The organism is Streptomyces herbicida, assembly GCF_032656585.1.
Taxonomy (GTDB): Bacteria; Actinomycetota; Actinomycetes; order Streptomycetales; family Streptomycetaceae; genus Streptomyces; species Streptomyces herbicida.
This window is the reverse complement of sequence record NZ_JAUYWJ010000005.1, coordinates 197,672-208,697: the sequence shown is the minus strand read 5'-3', so window position 1 is coordinate 208,697 and position 11,026 is coordinate 197,672. Positions and strand designations below refer to the sequence as shown.

The following is an 11,026-nucleotide window of genomic DNA, read 5'->3' as shown; positions in this document are numbered from 1 at the left end:
CTCTTGGCCGCCAAGGAGCCAACCACTTTGAAGATCACCCTCGAACCCGAGCTATGCGTCGGAGCCGGGCACTGTGTCCTGTCGGCACCCGAGGTCTTCGACCAGGACGAGACCGACGGCATCGTCGTGCTGCTCGACACCGCGCCGAGCACCGCGCTCGCCGACGCCGTCCACGAGGCGGCGGACCTCTGCCCGGCCCGCGCGATCCTCGTCGACGGCGAGGACGGCGCCGCGTGAGCCTGATCGACCGACTGCGGGAGGCGGTGGGCGGCGCTGCCGTGCTCACCGACCCGGACGCGACCGAGGGCTACGCCCGCGACATGATGCCCCTGGCCCCGGCGGGCCGGCCCCGCGCCGTGGTGCTGCCCGCCGCCACCGCGGCGGTGCAGGCCTGCGTCCGTGCCTGCGCCGAGGCAGGTGTGTCCGTCGTGCCCCGCGGTGCGGGCAGCGGCCTGACCGGCGGCGCCAACGCGGTGGACGGCTGCGTCGTCCTGGTCACCACCCGGATGGACCGGATCCTCGAACTCGACGCGGACAACCGGCTGGCCGTCGTCCAGCCCGGAGTGATCAACCGGACGCTCCGGGACGCCGCTGCCGAGCACGGCCTCTTCTACCCGCCCGACCCGTCCAGTCTCGAGTGGTGCACGCTCGGCGGCAACCTCGCCACGGACGCCGGCGGCCTGTGCTGCGGAAAGTACGGCGTGACCAGCGACGCCGTCCTCGGCCTCGAAGTCGTCCTGGCCGACGGCTCGTTGCTCACCACCGGCCGCAGGACCGTCAAGGGCGTGGCCGGTTACGACCTGACCCGGCTGTTCGTCGGGAGCGAGGGCACCCTCGGGGTCATCACCGGGGCGACGCTGAAGCTTCGTCCGCTGCCCGCCGCGCCGGGCACGATCGTGGCCGCCTTCGACTCCGTGGAGCGGGCCGGGGACGCCGTCAACCGCGTGGTCCGGGCCGGCCTGGTGCCGTCCCTGATGGAGATCATGGACGCGACCTCCTTGCGGGCCTCCGCCGAGTACCTGCGGACCGACCTCGGCGCGGGCGACGGCCGCGCCCTGCTGCTGTGCCAGTCGGACGCCGGCGGCGAGCCGGCCGCCGCGGAACTGGACGCCATGGAAAGGCTGTTCAGGAAGACGGGCGCCGACTGGACGCACGCGACCCGGGATCCGGCCGAGGGGGGTCTGCTGCTCAGGGCCCGCCGGGTGTCCCTCCCGGCCCTGGAGGCGCGGGGAGCCTGCATGACCGAGGACGTGGCCGTGCCCCGCACCCGGATCGCCGAACTCATGGCCGGCTGCGAGAAGATCGGGGCAGAAGCGGGCCTGACCGTGGCCGTCGTCGGTCACGCGGGCGACGGCAACATGCACCCCACCGTCCTGTACGACGGGGCGTCGGCGGCGCAGTACGCCCATGCCCGCCACGCCTTCGACGCCATCCTCGCCCTCGCCCTGTCCCTCGGCGGCACCGTCACCGGCGAGCACGGGATCGGCAAGCTCAAGACCGAGTGGCTGGAACGCGAGCTGGGTCCCGTCGCGATGCGGGTCCACCGGCAGCTGAAGAACGCCCTCGACCCTGCCGGCCTGTTCAACCCGGGCGCCCTGTTCGCCCGGCGCGCGGCGGGCGGGCGCACCCCGTGATCAGCCGTACGGTCCGCACCGTCGCGGGGCTCCCCGCCCCGCTGCGCGCCCTGTTCTTCACCACCTTGATCTTCCGCACGGGCACCATGGCCTACCCGTTCCTCGCCGCCCACCTGCTGGTGCACGAGGAGCTGAGCAAGGGCACGGCCGGGACCATCCTCGCCTGCTTCGGCGTGGGCGCCCTCGCCGCCGACCTGGCGGCGAGCGTGCTGCTCGGCAGGGTGTCCGCCCGTGCGCTGATGCTGGGCGGCCTGGTCCTCAACGCGGCGGTCCTGATCATGTTCCCCTTCCTGCATGGTCCGGCGCCGGTCGTCGCCTCCGTCGTGGTGTGGGGTTTCGCGTACGAGATCGTCACCCCGGCCGCGTACTCGGCGACCGTCGCCGCTGCCGGTCCCGAGGAGCGGAAGATCGCCTTCTCCTGCTACCGGCTCGCCGTCAACCTCGGCATGGCGGCAGGACCTGTCGTCGGCGGGCTGCTCTTCACCGTGGACGCGCGACTGGTGTTCTGGACGAACGCCGGCTGCGCACTGGCCGCGGCCGGACACCTCTCGGCACGCACCCGCGGAACACCTGCCACCGCCCCGCCGCGGCAGAGCGTCCTGAAGCGGGGCACCGTCCGCCGCACCCCGTACGAACGGGCCCGGTTCTGGACGATCTTCGGCCTCTCGCTGCCCGTCCAGCTCGCCTACTCCCTGCCCTCCGTCTTCGTCTCCACCTACGTCATCGTCGCACTGGGGCTGCCCGGGTACTGGGCGGGCGTCGTCTTCGCCGTCAACGCGGTGGGCATCGTGCTGTTCGAGGTCCCGCTCAACGTGCTCATGGCCCGGACCGGACATCTGCCCACCCTGCTCCTGGGCTACGGCCTCGCGGGCACCGGCTTCCTGCTGATGGCGCTGTCCGGGTCGGGTCCGTCGCTCGTCCTGTCCACGCTCGTGTGGACCGCCGGGGAGATCGTCGTCTTCCCGGGGCTTCTCGGCTACGTCAGCGACCTGTCCGGCGAGGACTCGGCCGACCGCAATCTCAGTCTCTACTCCACCGGCGTCAACATCGCCTTCATCCTGGCACCCCACCTCGCCCTGCTGCTCTCCCGGCCCACCGCCCCCGGCATCCCGTGGGCCGTCGCCGGCGGCGCCCTGTGCGTCGCCTGGCTCCTGCTGACAGCGGCCCGCAGCAGCCCCTACACCTGGCACACGGAGGATCCCTCATGCACCGACGCGATCTGACCCCGTTCATCGGCGTCGAGTACACCGGAGTCACCCACGACGACCTGCGAAACGAGGAACTCTTCGCGGACGTCGTCGACTCGGTCCACCGGCGGGACCTGGTGGTGCTGCGCGGCATCCGGCTGACGCCCGAGCAGCACATCGGGCTCGCCGGCCGCCTCGGCACCCCCGTCCCCTTCCTGCTGAGCGACTGGCGCCACCCGGAGTTCGCCGAGATTCTCGTCTCCTCCAACGAGCGCCGGAAGAACAGGCCGATCGGCGTCCCCCGCGTGGGAAACTTCTGGCACCAGGACTCGTCGTACAACGCGCGGCCGGCCGAATACACGGTGCTGCACGGGGTGAACGTGCCCGAGGACCACGGCCACACCCTCTTCGCCTCCGCCGCCGACGTCCACGACCGCCTGCCCGAGGAGTGGAAGACCCGTCTGGAGGGCCGTACCGGCCTGCACACCCTGACCAGACAGCAGCGCATCGAGCCCCGCCATGTGGGCCTGTCCATCGCCGAGATGCGGGCCCTGGTCGCCCACGAGTACCCGGCGGTCGAGCACCCCGTCGTCCGCCGCGACACGTTCACCGGCCGGCGCTTCCTGTACGCCGCCCGCGAGTACATGGACTCGGTCGTCGGTCTCGACGCCAACGGCAACGAGGCGTTCTTCGACCTGGTCGACGCCCTGTTGCAGGACCCCGCGCACATCTACGAGCACCGCTGGACGCGGGACGACCTGCTGATCTGGAAGACCGCGACCACCTACCACCGGGCGACCGACCTCCCCGAGGGCGTCGGCCGGACCGTGCACCGCATCAGCGTCGCCGCCGCCTGACCGGCCGCGCGCGGAAGGAACCGACCCCCCATGAACCACCCCGCCCCGGGCCGTCCCGTCGGCGTGATCGTCGACGGGTACTCGATCGGCAAGTACCTGCCCGCCGCGTTCCGGCGGCTCGGCGCCGACGTCGTCCATCTGCAGTCCACCCCGGAGTTCCTCGCCTCGGTACCGCCCCCGGACCTCGGGCCCTACGCCGCCAACGTGGTGCACGGCACCGGCGACTGGGACCGCACCGTCAAGGAACTCGCCGCCTACTCCCCCGTCGGCGTCGTGCCCGGGCAGGAGACCGGCGTCCCCCCGGCCGACGCCGTCGCCGAGCGGCTGGGCCTGCCCGGCAACCCGGCCGCGACATCCGCCCTACGCCGTGACAAGTACCGGATGATCGAGGCGCTGCGAGCGGCCGGGCTCCGCTGCGCCCGCCAGCTGACCTCGGCGGACGCCGCCGAGGTCGTCGCCTGGGCCGAGCGCGAGGCCGGCTACCCCGTGGTGGTCAAGCCGCTCAGCTCCGCCTCCACCGACGGCGTCTCCATCTGCCGCAGCGCCGAGGAGATCCGCACGGCCGTGGCCTCCGTCCTCGGCACGTACGACATCTTCGAGCGCCGCAACACCCAGGTCCTCGCGCAGTCCTTCCTGCAAGGCCCCGAGTACATCGTGGACGTCGTCCGGGGTCCCGGGGGCGGGCGCCATGTGTGCGGGGTGTGGCGGTACGAGAAGACGGAGACCGGCCCCAAACGGATCTACGACAAGGACATCCTGCTCGCCCCGGACAGCCCCGAGGTGCCCGTTCTCGTCGACTATGTGGACCGCGTCCTCGACGCCCTCGACATCCGCTTCGGCGCCGCCCACGCCGAGGTCGTGCTGACGCCCGAGGGGCCCGCGCTGGTCGAGGTCGGGGCCCGGCTCAACGGAAACATGGTGCCCGCCGTCCACGACACCTGCATGGACGGCAACCAGGCGGACCTGCTCGCCCTGGCCTGTGTACGGCCCGAGGAGTTCGAGCGCCGCTGCACGGGGCGCACGATGTACCGCAAGCACCGCGAAGCCCTCGTCATGCACGGGCGGACCGGGCGGGAGGGGACCGTCGAGGAGATCGACGAGGACGTCCTCGCCCGCATCGCCGCCCTCCGCACGGTCCGGCTGGCCGTGCCCAGGCTCCGTCCCGGCGACCGGATGCGCCCGACCACCGATCTGCTCTCCAGCCCGCTGCGGGTCTTCCTGGTCGGGGACAGCTACGAGGACCTGCTCGCCGACCACCGGCGGATCCAGGGCCTGCAGGACGGCGTCTTCCGGCTCGCCGCGCCCTGCGGGACCGCGCGCTGACGCGGCCACCGCTCCCTTCACGCACATCCGAAAGGAGGGCTGCCCCATGGGTGTGCCCACCCGGGCCGATCTGGCCGGCATCCCCGACTACATCATTCCGGGCCGGCCGCCCGGCGCGATCCTGCTCAACTCGAACGAGGGCTCGCTGCCTCCGCTGCCCGCGATCGTCGAGGCGGTCGCCAGGGCCGCCGCCGGGGGAAACCGGTACCCGCAGTGGTTCTCCGAGGACCTGGTGGCACGGCTGGCCTGCGCGCTGGAGGTCCCAGAGTCCTGGGTCGCGATCGGCTGCGGCTCGGTGAGCCTGTGCCAGCAGCTGATCCAGGCCTACTGCGCACCGGGTGACGAAGTGCTGTGCGCCTGGCGCTCGTTCGAGGCGTACCCCGTCTTCGCGCGGGTTGCCGGCGTGCGCGCCCGTACCGTTGCGCTGGACGCCGGGCACCGGCACGACCTGGCCGCCATGGCGGACGCCGTCTCCCCGTCGACCCGCGTCGTCTTCGTCTGCAACCCCAACAACCCGACCGGCACGGCCGTGGGCAGCCGGGAACTGCGCGACTTCGTGGCCCGGATCCCGGGTGATGTGCTCGTGGTGCTGGACGAGGCGTACCGGGAGTTCGTGACGGACCCGGACGTTCCCGACGGCCTGCGACTCGCCCGTGAGCACGAGAACGTGGCGGTCCTGCGCACCTTCTCCAAGGCCTATGGGCTCGCCGGTGTCCGGGTCGGCTACTGCGTCGCGGCGCCCGCCGTCGTCTCGGCGGTCAACAAGGTGGCGGTGCCCTTCGCGGTCAGCGGCCCGGCGCAGGCGGCGGCGACGGCCGCGCTGGCGCACACCGCCGAGGTGAGCGAGCGCTGCCGGGCCGTCACGGCGGAGCGGGAGCGGGTACGGCACCGGCTGATGGCGGCCGGACTGTCCGTCCCCGCCTCCCAGGCGAACTTCCTCTGGCTTCCGCTGGGCGACCGATCGGCGGACTTCGCCGGGTTCTGCGCGGACCGCGCAGTGGTGGTCCGGCGCTTCGAGGACGAGGGAGTGCGGGTCACGGTCGGAGCGCGGGAGGACAATGACGTCTTCGTGCGGGCGGCGGAAGAGTACGCGGCCGCCGAATGCCCGAACTGAACCGGGCTCGACGGGCGCCGCTGTGAGCGGGCATGGTGGCCACACGCATAGCCACGCCCGGAACTATGTTGTCCCGCCACATGTGCGCCTGACCTGCATGTTTCTACGGTGTGCCGACACGTACCCGTCCCCACCGCACACGAGGAAGTGGCGCACATGGCCTCCGCAGCATCCGCTCCCCCGACACCCGTCAATCTGAAGCGCATCGTGGCCCCGAGCCTCATCGGCACCACCATCGAGTGGTACGACACTCATCCGATCAGAGCTGGGACCTGCTGTCTCCGCGCCATTGACCCGCCGAAGCCAGCACCGACCCAGCATCGGAAAATCTCGTGCTGTGGTCAGGAAACGCGGACGTGCCCGATCTGGCTGGCTGGAGCCCGGTGACAAACACCAAGGATCACCACTCACCGTACCTCGACCAGCCGCGCCGGCGCCGACCTCGCGGCGGGTCCGGAATCGACCAGGCCAAACGCGTCAGGCCGTCCCGACCGCTGCCCATCCCCAGCAGGCTCCGCACTCCCTGAACCCTGTGGCGGGCGTGGAAGAACCGTCAGGTCAACGGCCTGATGCCGACTGGCCGGGCGAAGTCCTGTCAGGGGCACTCCGAACGGGATCGGGTGGTTCGCCGGCGGTGCTGGTCAGCCAGTCCCGGTGCAGGATCGGCAGGGTGTGCTCCACGTCCCGGACGGTGGTGGCCGGCAGCCTTATCTCGAAGCGTGTGCCTGGGCGGCGGTCGGAACGGTCCTGCACGGTGATCCGGCCTCGGTGCAGGGCGACCTGCTGGGCGACCAGTGTCAGGCCGAGGCCGGAGCCCGGGCTGTCCGGGCCCCGGCGGAAGCGCTGGAAGACCTCCTCGCGGCGTTCGGGAGGAATGCCGGGACCGTGGTCGTCCACGACGAGCACCGCAGTCGGCTGATGCGCATCGCCCGACGGGCGCAGCGTCACCTCGATACGGGCGACGCCGTCGTCGGCGCGGCCGTGGGTCCAGGCGTTGGTCAGCAGGTTGTCCACCGCAGAGCGCAGCCCCTGCTCCCAGCCGTGGACCTGCACCCCTGTGGCGGCGCGCACGGACACGTCGGCATCGGGGTGCGCGCGCCGCAGGTCGGAGACCGACGCGTCCACCACCTCCGCGAAGTCCAGGGACGTGAACGCGTCCGCCTCGATCAGGTCGCCCTGTGCGAGTGCCTTCAGCATCACCAACAGCCCGAGCAGACGGGCGTGCTCGCGCCCGAGGTCCTCCAGCACCTCCTCCCGGTCCTCGGGGCCGAGGTCGGGGTGGTCGGTGAGGACGTCGAGGTTGGTGCGCATGCTCATCAGCGGGGTGCGCAGCTCGTGGGACGCGGTTGCGGCGAATGCGCGGGCGGTGGCCAGCGCCTCCCCGGTGCGGGCGACCTGCTCGTCGTAGCGGGCGAGCACGGTCTGCAGCGTGTACGCCAGGTCGTCGACCTCGACGACCCGGCTCGGGGTGTGCTCCAGGCGCGCGGTGCTGGTCCTGGGGTCGAGGCCGCTGGTGCGCCGCTGCAGCCGCCGTAGCGGAAGAACCGCCCGGGCCACGATGGCCCAGGCCGTGGCTCCGGACAGTGGCGCGGCCACCAGCGCCCCGGTCAGCACGCGTCGGCGAACCAGCGCCAGTTCGTCCTCGGCGGTGTCCGGCGACAGCAGCCAGAGATTCGGAGTGGTGCCCTCCTTCGCCGCGCCGACGCGCAGCGACATCACCAGCCAGTCCTTGCCGCCGGAGGCCACGGTGACCGGGCTCGGGGCACTGCGAGGCAGTGTGGGGGACGGGTCGGGCTGCGGGCCTGCCGAGATCGTGTCGGCGGGACCGGTCAGCCGGACTCCCACGTCCCGCGCGGAGTTGACCAGTCGCCGTCGTCGGACCTGCTCCAGGATCGGGTGGTCGGTGCCGGCGACGTCCAGGTATGCCTTGGCGTTCTTGGCGACGACCGTTGCGCGGGCACGCAGTTGGTCGTCCCGGTGTGCGCGCAGGTCGCCGGTGACCAGGTGCAGCAGCAGCCAGCCGGAGGCAAGGACGAGCAGGGGGACGCTCGCGCCGACCGCGAGCGCGATGCGGGTGGACAGTCTCACGGCGCGCCCCCGGTGTTCCGGTCCTCGCCGTCCGTGCGCAGGACGAAGCCGACACCGCGCACGGTGTGCAGGATCCGGGGCCGGTTGCCCGCCTCCAGCTTGCGCCGCAGATGGCTGACGAAAGTGTCCACGGCGTCGCTGCGGACCTGGAAGTCGTAGCCCCACACCCGGTCCAGCAACTGCTCGCGGGTGAGCTCGATGCCTGCGTTACGGGCCAGGACCTCCATCAGTGCGAACTCGCGCGGTGTCAGCTGCAGGGGCCGGTCGTCCAAGGACGCCTGGTGGGCGACCGGGTCGAGGACGAGGCCGCCGACGCGGAGCGGGCCGGTGGCGGAGGGCGGGCGGCGATGCACCAGGGCACGCAGCCGCAGGACCAACTCCTGGAGTGCGAAGGGCTTGACGAGGTAGTCGTCCCCGCCCACCCGCAGGCCCGCCAGCCGGTCGGCCGCCTCGTCCAGCGCGGAGAGCATCAGCACGGGCACGTCGTCGCCGTCGTCGCGCAGCGCCTGGCACACGTCGATGCCGTTGAGATCGGGCATGCAGACGTCCAGAACGATGATGTCGGGGCGGTCGGTGCGTGCCTCTGCCAAGCCGGCGTGACCGCCGTCGGCGAGTGCCACCGAGAATCCGTTCAGCCGGAGCCCCCGCTCCAGCGAGCGCCGGATGGCCGCGTCGTCGTCGACCACCAGCACCCGCCCGGCCTTGCCTGCCATGCACACCTCGGTTTCGCCACGTCGAACGAGTCTGTCGGGAGGAGACCGATCACAGCATCGGTACGGCCCCTGGCCCCGGACCGAACAGAACCCGACCGTAGTCCTCCGCGACGGTGTGGGGATCGAACTGCGGGTGGCGCGTGACGACCGCCACGTCGCTCCGGAAGCGCCGCAGCGAGAGGTCCGGAGCAAAGCCGCCCGCGCTGTGCAGATCCAGCAGCGGCTCCACGGCTTCCCGGCACTCCTGTGCCACGGCCAGCAACTCCGCCCGCAACAGGGTCTGTTCCTGCGACGGGAGGGAGGCGGACGTGCCCAGGGCATCAAGAACGCCCGCCACGCGCAGGGTTCGTCGTGTCGCCGAGTCGACGAGACGGTCGGCAGCGGTGAGCCGCTCGCGGGGGAGCGGGGAACCGGCCGGTCGCCGACCGGCGGCTGCCGACGAGGACTTGCCGCCGGCCGGCCCCGCCTCCATCGCGCGCCGCGCGCCGCGTGCCGCCCCGAGCAGCGGGGCGAGCATGACGACGACCATGCCGAGCAGCGCTGTCGAAGCGACGGGGGCGTCGGGTTCGCCGTCTGCTTCGGTTCTGGGGAGCACCACGTGCGCGGTGGGCACCACCACGTCCTGGGCCACGAGAGTGTGCGTGCCGGTCCCGGCCATGCCGGTGGTGGGCCCGGTTCGCTCCACGGTGAGGTCTCTGGTGGAGACCAACACCGGGCATGGCACGAGGAGTTGACCCTTCACGTGCACGGGGGCCGCCAGGACCGCCCACGCAGAGTGCTCGCAACCGGCGGCGGCCTGCCACCGACCTGAGATGCTGAAGCCGTAACCGGTCTGCTCGCTCCTGGCCCCCAAGGGCGTGGTGGAACCGCAGACGATCGCGTCGGGGTCGGCGAACAGAACCTCTCGGGCCTCCTCGGGGAACAGCGGCGAGCACACGCTCTTCAAGGCGGCGGACAGCGCGGCGATCCATGCCGTGGAGGGGCATTCCTGCCCGAGTTCGGCGATCACCCGCACCTGGGCCCGCAGACCGGCTCCGACACCCCCGGCGCGGCGCGGGACGGTCATCGCAAACAGCCCGGCTCGCCGCGCCGCGACGAGAAAGTCCGCGAGTTCCTCATCGCGGGCGGCCGCGGGAGCGTCCCGCAATTCAGCACTCATGGCAGGTCCTTTGCACTCTTGAACACGCAACCTCTCGTCATCGGATGTGAGCCGCGAGCGGCCTCAGGCGCGCATCGCCCGATACTGCGACGGCGTGCAGCCCATGATGCGGTGGAAGCTCCGCGAGAAGTGCTCCGAACCGGAGAAACCGCAGCGCTGACCTATGCGGGCGATCGTGTCGCTGCCGCTCTCCAGATACTTGCGCGCCAGATCGATCCGCAGTTCGGTGAGGTAGCGATACGGGGTGGATCCGGTCGTGGCCTTGAAACAGCGTACGAAGTGGAAACGGCTGAAGGAGACCAGGGACGCCAGGTCGTCGACCGAGACGGGTTGCCCGAGGTTCTCCCGCATGTAGGTGAGAATCGTCTCCAGTTGCCGGGGACTCAGCGCACCGGCCGACTTCGCCGAACCGGCAGTGTGCGGCGAAAGTACATGGGCGGCGATGAACTGTGCCGCCGACTGCGCGTACAGGTCGTCCGCACCGATCTCGCTCGCGGCCGCGACCGCCTTCACCATCGCCGCGAGGACCGGGTCGAACCGCACTGCCGGATATCTGTCCCGCAGTTGGGAAACGCGTGACTGCAGGTCCTCCTCGCCGATGAAACGGTGCAGTGTCTCGACCCCGACGGTCAGGGAGGCGATCGTCGCGGGCTCGTCCCCCTTCGGTGCGACGATCAGTGTCCGGCTCGTCCCCGGAGGAATGATGCACACGTCGTCAGGCAGCGGGAACGTCTCTTTGCGGGCAACTCTGCCGAGGTTTCCGCGAATTCCCAGAAGACCGCTCACGTGAGCGTTCAGCGTGATTCCTTGCGACGACGGCAGATGGACAGTGTGGACACCCCTCTGAAACGTACGCTTCCACACGTGAAGACAGTGCCACGTTCCGCCGCCCACCCCGTTGGTCACCTCCAACGCCCGGTTTCCTCTCATCGGTTCCCTACAACTCTTGAC

The 11,026-nt window shown here is 71.5% G+C and carries 10 protein-coding genes; 6 read left to right on the top strand and 4 right to left on the bottom strand.

Annotated elements, in window-relative coordinates:
• The first annotated feature begins 27 nt into the window (after positions 1-27).
• The 6 genes from Q8A52_RS13225 to Q8A52_RS13200 are packed head-to-tail and all read left to right on the top strand — an operon-like array spanning position 28 to position 6,115.
• On the top strand, positions 28-237 hold the full coding sequence (locus Q8A52_RS13225) for a ferredoxin (protein ID WP_316751389.1): 210 nt from the start codon (positions 28-30) through the stop codon (positions 235-237).
• Positions 234-1,634 carry an FAD-binding oxidoreductase gene (locus Q8A52_RS13220; protein WP_316751388.1) on the top strand — a complete coding sequence of 467 codons (1,401 nt, stop codon included), beginning with the start codon at positions 234-236 and terminating at the stop codon, positions 1,632-1,634. The genes Q8A52_RS13225 and Q8A52_RS13220 overlap by 4 nt, the downstream gene beginning before the upstream one ends.
• Positions 1,631-2,857, top strand: coding sequence for an MFS transporter (locus Q8A52_RS13215; protein WP_316751386.1), 1,227 nt, complete (start codon positions 1,631-1,633; stop codon positions 2,855-2,857). Before Q8A52_RS13220 ends, Q8A52_RS13215 begins: the two co-directional genes overlap by 4 nt.
• Complete coding sequence (locus tag Q8A52_RS13210; protein ID WP_316751384.1) at positions 2,839-3,678, top strand: TauD/TfdA dioxygenase family protein; 840 nt, start codon at positions 2,839-2,841, stop codon at positions 3,676-3,678. The genes Q8A52_RS13215 and Q8A52_RS13210 overlap by 19 nt, the downstream gene beginning before the upstream one ends.
• A 30-nt stretch (positions 3,679-3,708) precedes the next feature.
• Complete coding sequence (locus Q8A52_RS13205) at positions 3,709-5,001, top strand: ATP-grasp domain-containing protein (RefSeq protein WP_316751382.1); 1,293 nt, start codon at positions 3,709-3,711, stop codon at positions 4,999-5,001.
• Positions 5,002-5,047: 46 nt separating this feature from the next.
• Positions 5,048-6,115, top strand: coding sequence for a histidinol-phosphate transaminase (locus Q8A52_RS13200; protein WP_316751380.1), 1,068 nt, complete (start codon positions 5,048-5,050; stop codon positions 6,113-6,115).
• Between the two features lie 558 nt (positions 6,116-6,673).
• On the opposite strand, the gene Q8A52_RS13195 is transcribed toward Q8A52_RS13200, so the two are convergent.
• From Q8A52_RS13195 to Q8A52_RS13180, 4 genes are all read right to left on the bottom strand, one after another.
• The gene (locus Q8A52_RS13195) at positions 6,674-8,203 is read right to left on the bottom strand and encodes a sensor histidine kinase (protein WP_316751379.1); all 1,530 of its coding nucleotides are present in this window, start codon (positions 8,201-8,203) and stop codon (positions 6,674-6,676) included.
• Positions 8,200-8,916 carry a response regulator transcription factor gene (locus Q8A52_RS13190; protein WP_316751377.1) on the bottom strand — a complete coding sequence of 239 codons (717 nt, stop codon included), beginning with the start codon at positions 8,914-8,916 and terminating at the stop codon, positions 8,200-8,202. Before Q8A52_RS13190 ends, Q8A52_RS13195 begins: the two co-directional genes overlap by 4 nt.
• Positions 8,917-8,965: 49 nt before the next feature.
• Entirely contained in the window at positions 8,966-10,075 is a 1,110-nt protein-coding gene (locus tag Q8A52_RS13185) for an acyl-CoA dehydrogenase family protein (RefSeq protein ID WP_316751374.1), read from the bottom strand.
• 63 nt (positions 10,076-10,138) lie between these two features.
• Positions 10,139-10,786, bottom strand: coding sequence for an AraC family transcriptional regulator (locus Q8A52_RS13180; protein ID WP_316751372.1), 648 nt, complete (start codon positions 10,784-10,786; stop codon positions 10,139-10,141).
• Between the last annotated feature and the right edge of the window lie 240 nt (positions 10,787-11,026).

Bases quoted from the DNA above. Each gene is read 5' to 3' on its own strand.
- Q8A52_RS13190 (WP_316751377.1), bottom strand. From the start codon at position 8,916: ATGGCAGGCAAGGCCGGGCGGGTGCTGGTGGTCGACGACGACGCGGCC.
- Q8A52_RS13200 (WP_316751380.1), top strand. From the start codon at position 5,048: ATGGGTGTGCCCACCCGGGCCGATCTGGCCGGCATCCCCGACTACATC.
- Q8A52_RS13205 (WP_316751382.1), top strand. From the start codon at position 3,709: ATGAACCACCCCGCCCCGGGCCGTCCCGTCGGCGTGATCGTCGACGGG.
- Q8A52_RS13210 (WP_316751384.1), top strand. From the start codon at position 2,839: ATGCACCGACGCGATCTGACCCCGTTCATCGGCGTCGAGTACACCGGA.
- Q8A52_RS13185 (WP_316751374.1), bottom strand. From the start codon at position 10,075: ATGAGTGCTGAATTGCGGGACGCTCCCGCGGCCGCCCGCGATGAGGAA.